The organism is Chitinophaga varians (assembly GCF_014529945.1).
Lineage (GTDB): Bacteria > Bacteroidota > Bacteroidia > Chitinophagales > Chitinophagaceae > Chitinophaga > Chitinophaga varians.
Genome location: NZ_JACVFB010000003.1, coordinates 426,033 through 442,088 on the forward strand (window position 1 = coordinate 426,033; position 16,056 = coordinate 442,088).

The 16,056-nt window shown below is 51.0% G+C and carries 13 protein-coding genes; 3 read left to right on the forward strand and 10 right to left on the reverse strand.

The window, feature by feature from the left end:
• Positions 1–13: 13 nt before the first annotated feature.
• The 6 genes from ICL55_RS16080 to ICL55_RS16105 form a co-directional block, all read right to left on the reverse strand.
• A complete protein-coding gene (locus tag ICL55_RS16080) occupies positions 14–847 on the reverse strand; it encodes an oxidoreductase (protein ID WP_188099048.1) in 834 nt (277 codons plus the stop codon).
• Between the two features lie 83 nt (positions 848–930).
• Positions 931–1,833, reverse strand: coding sequence for a helix-turn-helix domain-containing protein (locus ICL55_RS16085; RefSeq protein ID WP_188099050.1), 903 nt, complete (start codon positions 1,831–1,833; stop codon positions 931–933).
• 18 nt (positions 1,834–1,851) lie between these two features.
• A complete protein-coding gene (locus tag ICL55_RS16090) occupies positions 1,852–2,727 on the reverse strand; it encodes a carbohydrate kinase family protein (protein ID WP_188099052.1) in 876 nt (291 codons plus the stop codon).
• A 44-nt stretch (positions 2,728–2,771) separates the two neighbouring features.
• A complete protein-coding gene (gene ligD / locus ICL55_RS16095; RefSeq protein WP_246496393.1) occupies positions 2,772–4,805 on the reverse strand; it encodes a DNA ligase D in 2,034 nt (677 codons plus the stop codon).
• Between the two features lie 12 nt (positions 4,806–4,817).
• On the reverse strand, positions 4,818–5,765 hold the full coding sequence (locus tag ICL55_RS16100) for an MBL fold metallo-hydrolase (protein ID WP_223151471.1): 948 nt from the start codon (positions 5,763–5,765) through the stop codon (positions 4,818–4,820).
• A 67-nt stretch (positions 5,766–5,832) separates the two neighbouring features.
• Positions 5,833–6,276: a nuclear transport factor 2 family protein gene (locus ICL55_RS16105; RefSeq protein ID WP_188099054.1), complete on the reverse strand. Its 444-nt coding sequence runs from the start codon at positions 6,274–6,276 to the stop codon at positions 5,833–5,835.
• Between the two features lie 688 nt (positions 6,277–6,964).
• Between ICL55_RS16105 and ICL55_RS16110 the strand changes: the two genes are divergently transcribed.
• Both ICL55_RS16110 and ICL55_RS16115 read left to right on the forward strand, forming a co-directional pair.
• On the forward strand, positions 6,965–8,851 hold the full coding sequence (locus tag ICL55_RS16110) for a beta-ketoacyl-ACP synthase III (RefSeq protein ID WP_188099056.1): 1,887 nt from the start codon (positions 6,965–6,967) through the stop codon (positions 8,849–8,851).
• A 20-nt stretch (positions 8,852–8,871) separates the two neighbouring features.
• Positions 8,872–9,756, forward strand: coding sequence for a DUF6999 family protein (locus ICL55_RS16115; RefSeq protein WP_188099058.1), 885 nt, complete (start codon positions 8,872–8,874; stop codon positions 9,754–9,756).
• Here ICL55_RS16115 and ICL55_RS16120 read toward each other — a convergent pair.
• Both ICL55_RS16120 and rpiA read right to left on the reverse strand, forming a co-directional pair.
• Positions 9,753–10,295, reverse strand: a complete 543-nt coding sequence (locus ICL55_RS16120) for a TetR/AcrR family transcriptional regulator (RefSeq protein ID WP_188099060.1) — start codon at positions 10,293–10,295, stop codon at positions 9,753–9,755. The two genes, ICL55_RS16115 and ICL55_RS16120, sit on opposite strands and share 4 nt — an antisense overlap.
• A gap of 24 nt (positions 10,296–10,319) precedes the next feature.
• Positions 10,320–11,015 (reverse strand): ribose 5-phosphate isomerase A, encoded by a 696-nt coding sequence (rpiA, locus tag ICL55_RS16125; RefSeq protein ID WP_188099062.1) that lies wholly within the window; start codon positions 11,013–11,015, stop codon positions 10,320–10,322.
• Between the two features lie 198 nt (positions 11,016–11,213).
• On the opposite strand from rpiA, the gene ICL55_RS16130 reads away from it, so the two are divergent.
• Positions 11,214–13,310 (forward strand): chondroitinase-B domain-containing protein, encoded by a 2,097-nt coding sequence (locus tag ICL55_RS16130; RefSeq protein WP_188099064.1) that lies wholly within the window; start codon positions 11,214–11,216, stop codon positions 13,308–13,310.
• A gap of 131 nt (positions 13,311–13,441) precedes the next feature.
• Here the strand turns inward: ICL55_RS16130 and ICL55_RS16135 are convergent, their stop codons facing one another.
• Both ICL55_RS16135 and ICL55_RS16140 read right to left on the reverse strand, forming a co-directional pair.
• A complete protein-coding gene (locus tag ICL55_RS16135) occupies positions 13,442–14,620 on the reverse strand; it encodes an AGE family epimerase/isomerase (protein ID WP_188099066.1) in 1,179 nt (392 codons plus the stop codon).
• Positions 14,620–15,999, reverse strand: a complete 1,380-nt coding sequence (locus tag ICL55_RS16140) for an MFS transporter (protein ID WP_188099068.1) — start codon at positions 15,997–15,999, stop codon at positions 14,620–14,622. Before ICL55_RS16140 ends, ICL55_RS16135 begins: the two co-directional genes overlap by 1 nt.
• Positions 16,000–16,056 lie beyond the last annotated feature (57 nt).

The window sequence follows — 16,056 nt, forward strand, 5'->3', positions numbered from 1 at the left end:
GCTACCATATGGATTAATAACCGGTACTTACGGTTGTTGTTTTCCACGCTTCCACTTCTTCTTTAATCGCATCGATTTTCGCATATACCATGTTATACGCATCTTCACCGAGGAAGAGGTGTACCGGTGGATTTTCCGCTTCGCTCACCTCAATGAAGGCTGCAGCAGCTTTCTCAGGATCACCTGCCTGATTGTGATTGATTTCGTTCTGGTGACGGGATACCAGGTCCCTTACCAGCGTGTAATCAGCAATAGGCTTCGCAGGCACTGCGAGAGAACCGCTGGCGAGGAAGTCAGTCCGGAAATAACCCGGAGAAACGATGGTGACATGGATGCCGAAAGGTTTTACTTCTGTGGCAAGAGATTCAGAAAGGCCGTCCACCGCGAATTTGGTAGCGCAGTAGATACCGAAGCCGGGGAAGCTACCCGTGAAGCCGGCAATGGAAGACACGTTGAAGATATGTCCTGATTTTTGCGCGCGGAAATAAGGCAGCACTTTACGGATGACATTGAGTGTACCGAAAACGTTGATGTCAAAGTTACCGCGTGCTTCGCTGTCGGACAGTTCCTCGAGGCCACCAGCCAGTCCGTAGCCGGCGTTATTCACTACCACGTCTACACGTCCAAAGCGTACAACGGTATCTGCCAGTGCTTTGGCCACGCTGGCTTCGTCAGTCACCTGCATGGAGAGGGGCAGGAAATTATCATCTGTGGCTATTTTGCTTAGTTCATCGAGATTGCGGGAAGTAGCTGCCACACGGTAACCGCCGGCTAACAGTTTTTTAACGAGATCGCGACCTAATCCTTTAGAAGCGCCAGTCACAAACCATACTTTTTTGTTGCTCATAAGATTTTCAATTTTTATGACAACAAAATTAGGGGAGGCCTGCATTTCTATTATTACGCGAAACAAACGAATGATTGCAAAAATCAAACAACCCGAAATCCGCTCGGTGTTAGCTGGGTGTGTTTCCGGAAGAAGTTATTGAAGTGAGAAGGCTCCTCAAACCCAAGACTATAGCTGATTTCCGCTATGTTCCAATCGGTATGGCGCAGCAGCGCTTTCGCCTCCGTCACAATTCTTTCGGAGATAAGGCTGGTGGTAGTTTTACCGGTGATTTCCTTTACGGCCCGGTTCAGGTGGTTCACATGCACCGATAGTTCGCCGGCAAAATCACCGGCGGCACGCAACCGGAATATGCGCCCGGGTGCCTCAATGGGGAATTGTCGCTCCAGCAGTTCCATGAAAACCGCCGTAATCCTTTCATTGGCATTGCGATGCTGGTAAAGCTTCTCTGACGGCTCCATTTTCATGACCAGGTGCAACATCTCCATGAGATAATTGCGGATCAGGTCATATTTCCCGCGGTAGTCACTGCTGATTTCATCCAGCATTTTAATGAACAGCCGTTCCACTTCTTTTTCGAGCTCCGGAGAAAGCTGGTAGGAAGGTTTTCCCTGCGGGTGGAACATAGGCAGGTCTTTTAATGTGTGGCGGCCCATCTCCGTGAGAAAGGACTCGCGGAATATGCAGAAGTAGCCGGAGGCCTGTTCTTCCGATAGTTGCTCCCACGCATAGGGCACCTGCGGATTAAAGAACAACAGATTGCCGTCTTCCGTCAGTATCGTTCTGTCAGCATAATGGTAGATGAACTTCCCCCGCAAAAGGCTGATCTTATAGAAATCGCGGCGGTTGTACGACATGCTGGGGCTCGCAGGCTGACAATCCTCCATCCGGAAAACGTTAAAATGCCCGATGTCCTGCTGGAGGTTATCGGGAATGCAGTTCATTTTCTCATGATAGAATTCTGTAATGGTTTGTGGTTTTGCCATGGGGCTAAGTTACGAAAATCAAACATCAAATCTGCTGCCGTCGTATTCCGGATTGGCGCCTTCGCAGGTGGTGACGAACCCGCTCACCTCTACGGCCAGGTCCAGCGCCGCCGGCACCGGGCGTCCTTTCAGGATTTGCGACAGGAAAGCAGCCAGAAACGAATCACCGCTGCCAACGGTATCTTTCACCGTCACCTGTTTGGCCGGACGTTCGTATTGTCCGTGCTCGTCTACATACACCGCGCCTTTGCTGCCGCGGGTAACGATCAGCTGCGGTACGCCGTAACGATGCATCACGGTGCGGGCGCCATCGGCCGGCGTATCAAAGGTATCGCCGGTAGCCTGTAGCACCAGTTGCAGCTCTTCCTCATTCATCTTCACCAGATTAACCCGGCGCAACAATTCGCGGATAGTGTTCATATCGCTGTGAGGCGGACGGATATTAATGTCCAGCACCTTATAAGGAGCTGCGTCCAGCAGTTTCCATAAGGTATGGCAGGACACCTCGCTGCGTATGGCCAGGCTGCCGAACACAAAAGCGCCGGAGCGGCGTATCAGTGCCTCCTGTTCCGGTTGCCAGGCGATAAAGTCCCAGGCTACCGGCTTCAGGATATCGTAATGCATTTCATGATTGTCGCCTTGCGTGGCCAGTACAGTGCCGGTGGCCTGCTGTGTATCGAGCTGTAGTAACTCCTCCGGAATCTGCCACTGGCGAAGGATTTTCCGCAGTGCTGCTCCGGCTTCATCGGCGCCGGTGCGACTGATAATATGGCTGTCCATCCCGAGGCGGGAAAGATGATAGGCTACATTGAACGGGGCGCCGCCGGGCTTGCGGACGCCATTGGAAAATACATCCCAGAGTATTTCTCCAAAGCATACGGTAACAGGCTTCATGCGAATTGTTTTAATGCAAGGATAGGGAAGATACTATCTTTCTGTTATTCGCGGAACAGTTTTTCCAGCCCTGTAAGCGCTGCTTTCATGTTGATGCCCTTGCCCAGCAAAGGTTTGAAGATATCGCCTTCTTCCCGCACGCGCTGTACAGCGTTATGGATAGTAAAATCTTTCATGGTCAGTCCCTTTTTTACTTCCTCCCAATGCAGTGGCATAGATACCGTGGCACCAGGTTTGGGACGCAGCGAATAAGGCGCTGCCACCGTAGCCTGTGGCCTGTTCTGCAAAAAGTCGATGTACATTTTCCGCTTACGCCGGTTGGTGGCGCGTTCTATACTGGTGGTATCCGGCAGGCGGGCATGCACCAGCCGTGCAATGATGCGGCCAAATTCTTTGGATTGTTCGTACGTGTATTTTGCGCCCAGCGGAATGTAAATATGCAATCCGGTAGAGCCGGACGTTTTACAATAGCCGGGAATACCGGCAGCGTCCAGTATTTCATGCGTTACCTGTGCCGCTTCTATCACCTGATCAAACGTGGTCTTATCCGGATCGAGGTCAATAATGCACCAGTCGGGGTTTTCCGGTTTCTTCAGCCGGCTGCTCCAGGGGTTGATTTCAATGCATCCCAGCGATGCCATATACAATAACGTAGCTTCGTTCTCCCCTACCAGGTATTCTTTCTCCCGGGGCTCATCACTGCTATGATAAGGAAAAGTAGGCACCCAGTCGGGCGCTTTACCGGAAACATCTTTCTGGTAGAAGCTCTCTCCGTTGATGCCGTTGGGAAAGCGGTTGAGCGACTGTGGCCGGTCTTTGATATAAGGCACCAGATAAGGCGCCATCTGGTAATAGTAGTTGATCATATCTCTTTTGGTGATCTTTTCACCGGGCCAGTAAATTTTGCTGAGGTTAGTGAATTTGAGCGCATGACTGTTGATCGTGCGCACCTGTGTTTCTTCACCGGGGTTGAGCAGTGTCTGGCGCACTTTGGTAGCGGCGGGCTTCAGCGCTTTTTGCAGGGTAGCTTTTTTGTCGGTCGATTTTTTCGTTTGTGCTTTAGCGTTAGCAACTTTTGTTTTAACCGGTTTTTCGGCTGTTACCTGCGCGGGTGTTTTATCTTCCCGCATGCCTTCAAAAGAGGGATGCCGCATGACACCATCGGTGGTCATTTCGCGGAAACTCACTTCGCAGATAAGTTTGGGTTTCAGCCATACTGCTTCAGCCTGTGGAGGATTGGGCCGGAAGCGGGAAGGTTTGTTCACATCGGGGATGACGGCAAACGGAGATTTTTTTATTTCCAGAGAGGAGAACCGCTTCATCATTTCCTGTTGCTGGGCGACAGAGAAACCGGTACCGATCTTTCCGGTATACTGTAGTGTACCATTTTCGTATACCCCTACCAGTAAGGAGCTGAAAGGTTTGGAAGACCCTTCGTTTTTCGTATATCCGCCGATGACCACTTCCTGCCGGTTGCTGGTTTTTATTTTGAGCCATTCGCGCGTACGGACACCCGGATGATAGCGGCTGTCTGTTTTTTTAGCCATGATGCCTTCCAGGTTGAGTTTTTTGGCTTGTTCGAAGAAATCGGTGCCGTCAGTAACAAAACCTTCACTAAAGCGAAGGATGTTATTGTTTACCGGCATGAGTTGCTGTAATAGTTTTTTCCGTTGCATCAGTGGAAGTCCGGCAAGATCTTTACCATTGAGCCACAGGATATCGAAGAGATAGTAGACCAGTTGTCCATCCGCTTCGCTACGCCACTCCTGCAACTGGCTGAAGCGCGTATATCCTTCTTCATCGATCACTACAATTTCGCCATCCACGACCGCATTGACTTTCCACTGTTGTAAAGCCTGGTGGACAGGATAATATTTTTCATCGAAGGACTTATTGTTGCGCGATCGCAGCGCTACCTCCCCTTTATCCAGAAAGGCGAGGGCGCGATAGCCATCCCATTTTATTTCGTATAGCCATCCCGGTTCGTCCGTTGCGGCCGCGGCGAGGGTGGCCAGCATGGGTGTGGTATTGCCGGGTGTGGGCATCGTTTGTTTCTTGGAGGTTTGCTGAGCGCACATATGCAACGGGGTTTATGACTTTCGCCGGTTGTACAACAGTGCGCCGGTAGCCACCAACGTCACTACGCCGGCCAGTATCAGCCATTTAGGGATGCGCGCCGCCGGTATATACTCCACTCCGTTGACACCTGCCACGGCCGCTTCTTTGACATACCGTCCGCAGCGGGGGCGTGCCACCGACTTAAAGTGATCGGCCATCCATTGCAGGCGATGCTGCATAGCGGTGCCATAGAGCGGACGGCCATGGCCGGTGGCAGCGGCTTCCGGCTCCAGTTCCGCCAGTTTCTTCACACTCGTTTCCGCGGATATCCAGTCGGTAGTGAAATATTTCGGCGGACCGGAAACATGCTTCGTCTGCATCATGGTGCTGCTGAGGGCTTCTGCGCGGGTGGTGACGAAAGCGTCGCCGGCGAGCAGCAGTTTATCTTCTTCCCGGAAAAGGCTGATGTGGCCGGGCGTATGGCCGGGTGTTTCGATATATCGCCAGCCATCCAGGCCCGGAATGGTTTTATCTTCCGGCAGCAGCAGCAGGTGTCCGTTAAGGTCAACAGGGTCTGTTGGGAAAGTCCAGGACATCATCGTCATCAGGCCGCCGCCGGCACAGGGGTCTGGTGGCGGATAGGCCGAGCGGCCGGTCAGGTAAGGCGCTTCCAGGTAGTGTGCATATACCGGCACCTCCCATTCCCGCAGCAGTGCCGGCAGAGCGCCCACATGGTCAAAATGGCCATGGGTGAGCACTATCGCCGATGGGGCAAAGTGGGGGGCAAACAATTGCCGGGCAGCCCTTTTGATTTTGTAGGCCGATGTACGAAGCCCTGCGTCTACCAATACCCACGAACGGGTGCGGGCATTTTGTACCAGGTACATATTCACAAAAAGATCCCGGATTCCCCATACGCCCGGCGCTACCTGAAACCATGCCCTGTCTGCCAGCTCCTCCATGTTGGTAATGTTTTCCATAGTACGCACTTTTGGAGGTTGTTACCACAATTCCCGTTCCTGCAATAAAGCATGAGCCTGTCAGGTGTCAACAGGCCAGTACAAACGGACCCGCTTCATCCGTGAATTTTCTTTCACTGCGCTGGATGGGAACGTCGTTGATAGAAGCAAACCGACGCTGCATCAGCCCCTGAGGGTCAAATTCCCATAACTCATTGCCATAGGAACGAAACCAGTTCCCGTCTTTGTCATGCCATTCGTATTCAAACCTCACCGCGATTTTGTTGTCGTTAAAACTCCACAGTTCTTTCTTCAGGCGATAATCCAGCTCTTTTTCCCACTTTTTAGTCAGGAAAGCGACCACTTCTTCCCGGCCGTTGATAAACTGGTCGCGATTGCGCCATTCTGTGTTGATGGTATATGCTTTGGACACTTTCTCCGGATTGCGGCTGTTCCAGGCATCTTCAGCCATTTGTACTTTCTGTAAGGCCGTTTCGTGTGTAAAGGGAGGAAAGGGAGGTTTCTGTTCCATGTTTTAAGTTTTTTGATTTGAAAATACAGACAGACCGATCTGTCTATTTTTAAGTAAAGGTAATATTTATTGTTATTTGACCAAGGATTTTTTTGAGAGATGGGAAAATACCTTTTAGGGTATTAATGCGAAACGATAGATAAATGTTTTAGGGCAATCAGCAAACATCTACCGGAAAAACAGTACGATGATCTTCAAAAGATTAAAAGGAAATGATGAGCGCAACAGCAGGTGATCTTTATAACTATTAAAAAGAAACGATGGAAAGAACAGCAAGTGTTCTGCATAATATTAAAAAGGAACGTCGGAGAAACAGAAAGTGCTCTTCATAATATTAGAAAGGAATGTCGGAGGAACAGAAAGTGTTCTGCATAATATTAGAAGGGAATGATGAAAGGTACAGAAAGTGATCTTCCACCAACTACCGGGAAACCATGAGTGCAGGCACTTTTAAATATTAAAAATAGTACTCGAAAAGATGGAAGATCATCTTTAAAACATACAAAAGAAATCATCAAAACACAGAAAGACGGCCTTTCGCGCACTTATTCTGTGACATACCCGCAGACAGTTTTAACATCTCTTTATCTCCTCTTCAGCTTGCTATATCTAAAATTTCGACTAATTTAAATTTTAATAGACCTGAGCCACACATTTTTTTTCATCCACCATTGATAATACTCCCAATATGCAGTTAGAGCACGTCTACATCACAGCCGCCGGTAAATATCTCCCGGGCGAGCCTGTTCACAACGATGAAATAGAACAATACCTTGGATTAATTGGCGGCAAACCGTCCCGCAGTAAAACGAGGATGTTGTCCCAAAATGGTATTCAATCCAGATATTATGCGTTGGACCAGCAACAGCGTACAACCCATACCGTTAGCGGCATGACCGCAAAGGCCATCGAAGATTGCCTGAACCGTAACGGAACGGGCAAAGAAGATATCCATTTTATATCAGCAGCTACAACACAGTCGGACTTGCCCGTACCGGGTTTCGCCAGTATGGTGCATGCCGATCTGGGCAACCCCGCCTGTGAAATAGCCAGTCACCAAAGCGTTTGTGCCGCCGGCCTGATGGCTATCAAAAACGCCTATACGAATATTCAGACGGGCGCCGCCCAAACAGCCATCGCCTGTGCAGGAGAACTGGCCAGCAGACTGTTCAAGGGCAAACGATTTGAACAACAGCAACGTATTCAGGACGGCCATGGCCTGGAACTGGAAACAGATTTCCTTCGCTGGATGTTGTCTGATGGCGCCGGAGCATTATTACTACAAAACAAACCTGCTGCGCAACACATCAGTTTACAAATAGAATGGATAGACCTCCGGTCTTACGCACATCTGTACGAAGTGTGCATGTATGCCGGCAGGAACAAAGGAGAAGCAGGCGGCCAACCGCTCTCCTGGATGGACTATGACAGCTTCTCTGAAGCAGACCGCGACGGTGCGCTCAACCTGAAACAAGATCTGCGCCTCGTGGACAACATGGTGAAGCTGGGCGTGCAACGTTTCTTTGAACTGATTGATGACGGGAAGTTCGACGCCGCGGGCTTTGACTGGCTGGTATGCCACTACTCTTCTCATCACTTCAAGGAAAAAATTATACAGCTGCTCGCCAAGGGCGGCGTGACCATCCCGGAAGAAAAATGGTTCAGCAACCTGTACTCCGTCGGCAATGTAGGCACCGCCTCCATTTTCGTATTGCTGGAAGAATTGTTGCGCACCAAACCGTTGAAAGCAGGAGATAAAATTTTGTGCATGGTACCGGAAAGCGGTCGCTTTATCACCGGTTTCATGATGCTCACGGTAGTACCGCCTACCGCTACACAAACATTCGATCCGGCCTCACTGCTGACGGAGATCAAAGCACCAGAAATCAGGATACAGCAGGACAATCCTACCCTCGAATGGTTGATACGTCAGCTGACTACCGTGTGGATTGATTTTGAAAGTTCGCTGCGACAAGTACCGATTGTTAAAAAAATATTCTCCGGCACACTGACGCTGGAAGAATACAAAGCCTTGCTGTTTAACCTCCGGCAGCAGGTAATCGACGGTTCGCAGTGGATTGCCCGTGCCGCTTCCAACGTCAGCATCGAGCACTTCGATATCCGTTCTTCTTTTATCTCCCACTCCCGCGATGAACACCAGGACTATCAGATACTGGAAAAGAACTATATTCAGTGCGGCGGTACGCTGGAAGCATTGCAGCGAGGAGAGAAAAATATTGGTAGCGAAGCGTTGAGCGCTTACATGTTCCAAAGGGCGAGCCAGCCGGACCCATTCGATCTGCTGGGCGGGATGTTCATCATTGAAGGCCTGGGTAACAGAGTGTCCGGTAACTGGGGCCGTGCTATTCAGCAACAGCTGCAGCTGCGGGATGAGCAGGTTTCGTTTTTTACCTATCATGAAACCAGCGACGCTAATGAGAATCATTTCGAGCGGTTTGAAAATGCGATTCAGTCGGGCCTCCTGACTACCAGCCTCGCAGAGAGAATTGTGAAAACCGCCAAGGTAGTAGGCCGTTTGTACCGCCTTCAACTGGAACAAATTGGAAATTACTGACCTGAACCCGTCATCTCTGTATGAAAGACAGTACTTATTTTGAAAAGCTGGAGAACAATCCCAGAGACCCAAGCCACTGGCATGCCTTGTTTCTGGACAACAGTATCCCTTTTAATCCGGATGCGAAGGCCGCGTTTTTGTATGATGCCAGTCGCAGGACCAAACAATTCCTGTATCCGTTTGTAAAAGTGTTTGCCCGGTTAGGAATTATCCTGCTGCAGATATTCAAAGCTATTGCGCCGAATGTTATCAATGCGCCACAACGGCTGCACCGCTGGTTGTACAGGGGCATGAAGTATTGCATTACGCCGGAAGCCAATTTCCTTATTCTGCGGCACTTTTACCTGGGATCGGAAGTGTTGCGTTTCATCAAAGACAACGTGAAAGAGGTGGAAGATATCCCCATGAATCCGTTGAAACCGGTGTCTGTCAATGCTGTAAAGGATGATCTTTTTCTAAAGCACGATCTTAATCTCTACAATTTTATCATCAACCTGAACAATGCGCTCAAAGCAAAAGGTAAGGCCATCACCAAAGTGGAGCAGCCGGATTTCAGTGCCATCAGCACCGGTCCTTTGCCTTTTGAGCCTTTCCGTGATAAGTGGAGCAATTGTATTGATTTGTCTACCGCTATTGAGATATTCACACCGGTGTATCAGTTTTTTCTTACCGACAGTGATTTTTGGCGGGCTTCCAATTCGTTGCAGCTCGATGAAGTGATCGGGTTGTATGCAGCCACCATCATGGACTGCCCTGAGCGATTGGTGGCGTTGAACAACAAACATCCCATGATTCCGCTGCCTACTTATGGCGCCGCCTTCAGGCTTACGTTGCACGGTCTTTCCACCGAGGTGCTGCATGCATTATTAGTAGAACAAAAGCTGAAACAGGCAGCAGCGAACTAGAGCAATTCAGCGACCATCTTCCTGGCTTCCTGCACCGGCCATTGATTGGCGTATAGCTGGCTTTCTACCATGGCAGATTCAAACAGCAGGTATACGTGGTCCTGTATGAGTTGTTTTTCTTTGTTGAGGATAACGGAGAAATAAGCGCGCAGGTCTTTCTTGTGATCGCGGATAATGCGGAGAGCTTCTCCATCTTTTTCTGTGATTTCGGAGAGGATATTCAGAAAGGCACATCCGCGGTATTTTTCTTTTTCGTTGATGTCCAGCAGGAAATCAAATGCCGCGAGGATTTTCTCTCTGGGCCTGGAAGGCTTTTCCGTAAAGGCTTTCAGGGCATCGAACCAGTAGTTGTGCCGGTATTCCAGGAATGCTTCCAGCAATGCTTCTTTGGAAGCAAAATGCAGGTACAGGCTGGCGCGTGCCACGCCTGCCTCCTGCAGCACCTGATTGATGCCGGTAGCGTGGTAGCCTTGCCTGTAAAAAAGATCGGTAGCGGTATCGAGCAACCGCTGACGGGGATCACTGCTTTTCTGCTTCATACCACAAAGATAAGACAGACTGATCTATCTTTCCGGATATACTTCCGTCACCCCGTTTTTACCAGCGATAATGGCGGCATGGGCCATCTGATAAAACAGGGATGTTTCCAATATCCCGGGGATGGCTTTTAACTGTGGATTAATTTCTGCAACCGGGGGAAATGCCGTGAACCAGATATCGATCAGCAGGTTGCCTCTTTCCGTGATGACCGCCCCGTCTTTTTTATTGCTAAGCCGCAGTTGGGGGCGCGCATCGGGGTAGAGGTGTAGCAACGCTTGTTGCACAAACGACAGCGCGTCGGGGATCAGTTCTATCACTACTGGTACCGTAGGCAGTAGTTTTTCCACATATTTGGAGCCGTCGCCGATGAGTACAAAACGTTGCGCCATAGCGGCCAACAGCTTTTCGAGGGTGTGTACGCCTCCTCCGCTTTTCAGGGCGTTGAGGCCACGGTCGAATTGATCGCACCCATCGAAGTGGATGTCCAGTCGCGCAACGGAAGCCGTTTCCCTGATGGTAAACCCATGTTCCTGCAACAGCAGCCGGGTATTAAAAGAGGCGGTGGCCACGGAGATGCTTTCCCGTAGTGCCGGTACTGCTGCCAGTTCCCGTACCAGATGCGCGATGGTGCTGCCAGCGCCTAGTCCCACTGTATCTCCCTGCCGCACATACGTCATAGCCTTTTTGGCTGCTTCCAGTTTGTAGTCAATCGTTTCCATGCTGTATAACTTCACCTAAAAGTACCTAAATACTTCAGCAGGAAGCACTTAAAAAACAGTTTTTTTAATTCAGAGTTTTTTTCTTTTCTTGCAATGCAAACGATTGCATAAATGAAGACCGTTAGTTATCCTGAAAGACCTCTAGGCCGGCTTTACTCAACCCAGTTACTTCCTACAACCATACTTTAAACATTCCACATGAGAAAAAAGCTACTCCCTTTGCTTGTACTTTGCTGGCTGACAGCCATACAGGCATCCACCGCGCAAACAACGGTGACGTCCCTCTCTGCCTTGCAGACCGCCATCAACAATGCCAGTCCCGGTGATGTGATCATCGTGGCCAACGGCACCTACACCGCTTCGGCCGATATCTCCATCACGCAACAGGGAACGGCAGCCCAGCCTATCACCATCAAAGCGCAGTCGGTGGCAGGTGTTACCATCGCCGGCACCGGCGGGTTCAACATCGCCAGTCCCGCCCAATACATTATTGTCCAGGGATTTAAGTTCACCCACAGCGCCAGCAAGGCCAAAACAGGCAGCGGCACGTCCTTCTGCCGCTTTACCCGCAACATCTTCGAAACACCGGGTGACGGAGAAAACCTCACCATCGCCGGCAAGAATCACGAAGTAGATTACAACACCTTCCAGCATAAAAATGCAATGGGCCGCTTTCTGGCCATCCGCGGCTCCGGCAGCCAGATCGCAGAAAGCCTGTGGATACACCACAACTACTTCCTCGATCAGCAACCGCAGACCGGCAACGGTGCGGAAACGTTTCAATTTGGGCTGAGCGGCTACAGCATGTCTTCCAGCAACAGCATCGTGGAATACAACCTCTTCGAACAATGCGCCGGCGAAAATGAAATGATCTCCGTGAAATCATCCGCCGTAACAATACGGTACAATACCATCCGCGACTGCGCCGCCCAGTTCACTTTAAGGCATGGCAACAAATGCAAGGTGTATGGCAACTACTTCGTCAACACGCCCGGCATCCGCATTTTTGGCGACGACCATGTGATCTACAGCAATCACTTTGAAAGCTGCAATCCTGCTATCAACATCGGCAACGGCGACGGCGAAGTGGCCGACGGCGCACCGCTCACCTGCCACGACCGCCCCGATCGCGTACTGGTAGCCTTCAATACCCTGGTCAACAATACCAGCAACATCACACAGTCTGGCCGTACCAATGGCCTGGGCGCCACCTACACCAACGTGGCCTATAATATCATTCAGGGTGGCAGCAATGCCGCCTCTATCGCCGGTCCGTATACCAATCCTACCTGGAAAGGCAACATCATCTATAACACCAGCGCCGGCGCTATCCCCAGCGGTGGTTACGTTACCGCCAACCCGCTGGTAGCCCGCGACACAACAGGCACCTTCCACCTGCAATCCGGCAGCCCGGCCATCGGCGCGGCTACCACGGCCTATCCGGATGTGAAATTTGATATGGACGGCCAGTCCCGCACCTCACCGCTGGACGCCGGCGCCGATCAGGTGTCTACCGCTCCCGTGACAGCCGTTATCCTCCAGCCTTCCATGGTAGGCTACAACGCCAACTCCACCCCTCCCGTTACACAGCTGGTGGACATCACCGACAATGGCGGCGTAATTACCGGTCAATACCCGAACACCACCAAACCCTCAGAAGATATCCCCAGCCTGATAGATAACAACACCGCCACCAAATATTTCCGCAGCGGCAGAACAGCGCTGTGGATACAATACAAATCGACCGCACCCGCTAAAGTCACCAAGTACACGCTGACTTCCGCCAACGACGTGCCCGCCCGCGATCCCAAAAACTGGTCGCTGCAAGGGTCTAATGACACCATCACCTGGACCACCATCGACAGCCGCTCCAACGAAACCTTCGCCACCCGCGGACTCACAAAAGCTTATACCTGCACCAACGCCACCGCCTACCGCTACTACCGCCTCAATATCACCTCCAATAACGGTGACACGGGTACGCAGCTGGCAGAACTGGAACTGTTTGAGCAGCAGACCAGCATGATGGCCGCCACCGCCAAAGAAGTGCCGGTCAACGTATATCCCAACCCCACCACAGGGCCTTTCAAAGTGAAACTGACCGATAAAAAGAATAAATCATATCGTCTTATTGTGCTCGACGCCAAAGGGCATCAGGTAGCAGCTACCGTACTACCCGCAGATGCTACTACGCTCGAAGCTAATTTTAATCTCACCGCCATGCCGGGCGGCATGTATTTCATACAGGTGAGCGACGGCGTGTATCAGACTACACGGAGCGTGTTTAAATATTGATACCGGGAATATGGAATCGATGAATCGTGGACCACGATCATGGCCCACGATTCATCATTCGCGTTCCCCGGGGCTCACGCCCCGGGCTACGATGTTATTCAGGTGTCTTATTTTGCCTCAATCCATGAGTGTTACAAACGTCTCATCATCTCCATGCAGGCCCGGGCATTGTGATACGGGCATTTCCACAGTCCCGCTTTATCTTCTTCCATGACGGAGCCATCTTCTTTGATTCCCCAGTACCACTCACCGTTCGTTTTGTCGAGCAGTTGTGTTTCGGTAAATTTCCAGCAATCATAGGCCCTTTGCAGGAAGCGGCCTGCCGGCTGCAGCTGCCAGGCGTTAACAAATCCCACGATGGCTTCCGCCTGTACCCACCAGTGTTTTTCGGTGACGGTGTGTTGCGTGGATGGCTCATATTCATACCACAGACCGCCGTCGCGGGCGAGGCCTTCTTCCGTTGCCAGCGCCATTTTCAGCGTTATCGACTTAAAAGTGTGTATCAGCTCCTGATCATGGATAATGCTGGCTGCTTCCGGCAGCAGCCAGCTGGCCTCTATATCATGCCCGTAAGACACCAGTTGTCCTTTTACCCTCCATTGTTCGTCGAAGAACAGGTGCAGATGCCCGCTTTTACGGTCAATGATACGGTCGCGGAACAGCAGCAGTAAGTCCTGGATGTTCTTTTTCAGCGTACTCTCGGGCCATACCGTGTAGAGGTTGGCGTAAGCCTCCAGCACATGCAGGTGTGTGTTCATGGTCTTTTTTTCGTTAGCGTCCTTTTCGCTGAGACGTTGGTCAGACAAAGGCTTCCAGTCACGCGTAAATGCTTCGAAATAACCGCCATGCTGCGGATCATAACTGTACCGCTGCAGATGATTATACAACCGGATCGCGATGGACCTTACCGCTTCTTCTTTCGTGGCCCGGTAATACTCGCTGTAGGCGTAGATGGCGAAGGCGATGGCATACGCCTGCTTTTTTGTTTCCAGTGGACGGCCTTCATGGTCCACTGTCCAGAATACGCCACCATGCTCCGTATCCAGCAGGTGCTCTCTGAACCAGGTTTCCGCCCGGCGCGCCATAGGCAGCCATGAGGTATCACCCGTAAGGTTATACGCTGCGGAGAAAGTCCACAGGATACGGGCATTCAGCACGGCGCCTTTAGGGGCCAGCCTATCGATGTTATTATGGTTGTCCACCTTCCCGTAAAATCCGCCATATTGTTCATCCGGCAGGTATTTCACCCAATAGTCCAGAACGCGGTGTAGTTCGGTCTGTAATTCCTGTTTTAAGGCTTGCTGTATCATCAGTTGAGTTGTTGTTTGCGGACAGCCAGTTCTTTGCTGATAAGGGCGGTACGGTCTTCCGACAAAGGATATAAAATGATAAAAAGAATAGACAATAGCGCGCCGGCAGCCGGCAGCCAGCTTAACATCAGCACGATACCCTGCTGCGTGGCATGCTCCTGCATACTGTTGGCCTGAAAGCCGAAATAGCCCAGCAGCCAGCCGGTAAGCGCCCCACCGATCGTCCAGCCAAATTTCTGCGACATGGAAGAAGAGGAGAAAATGAGGCCTGTAGCCCTGCGGCCATTTCGCCATTCGGAGTAGTCAGCAATGTCAGCGTACATCGACCATAACAACGGGAAAACGATGCCTGCGCAAACACTGATGATCAGCTGCAATACGTAGATCAGCACCAGCTGCTCTTTCCGCAGCCAATAAAATCCGATGCTGCCCACCGAAGCAACCACCATCGCCAACAGATAGGTGTTCTTTTTACCGATACGGTTGCCTACCGGTGACGCCAGTACGACGCCCAGTATATTGGCTCCCTGACCTATCAGGAGATACAGCGTGGAATAAGTCACTTTGGTATTGGCCAGCTGAAAAGCAGCATCCTGCTGAATGAAGTATTTAAAGTAGTACAGGGTGGCGCCATCGCGGATAGAGTTGAATATGAGCGCTGCCACGCCGGCGCCGAGCAATATCCACCACGGGCGGTTTTGCCACAGGTCGCGCAGATCATCCTTCAGCGAAGCCGATTGTTCAAAGGCAGGGCGTACCCGTTCTTTCACCCAGGCAAAACATAACAGGAACAGCTGTACGCAAATCAACGCTATCACGGCAACGGCCAGTTGCCAGCCGCGCTGTGGCGTATCATTTTCGCTGAAGATGCTCACCAGCGGCTCTATCAGCGCCACTGCCAGCAGACTGCCGCCGAAGGCAAACGCCATGCGGAAAGAAGCCAGCGTATTCCGCTCATGCCCATCCGGTGTGATAACGCCCAGCAAAGAGGCGTAGGGTACATTGATCAGCGAATAGATCATCATCATAACGGAATAGGTGATATAAGCATACACCAACTTGCCGGAAGCGCCATACGCTGGTGTGGTGAAAGTGAGTACACCGATGATACCAAACGGAATCGCCATATATAACAGGTAAGGGCGGAACTTACCCCAGCGGGAAGAAGTCCGGTCGGCCATAGTGCCTGCTACCGGATCAAAAAGAGTGTCCCAGATGCGGGTAATCAGGAACATAGTACCCGCGGCAGCCGCGGTAATTCCCATCACATCAGTATAAAAAAACAACAGATACATGCCGAACAGCTTCCAGAACATAGAGGAAGCCATATCGCCAAAACCATAGCCGATTTTCTCTTTGAGCGTAATTTGGTTGTCCATAACGTGGGTGTAAAGCTGGCTGTTATCGTCAGGCAAAACTATTCCCCCAAATTACAT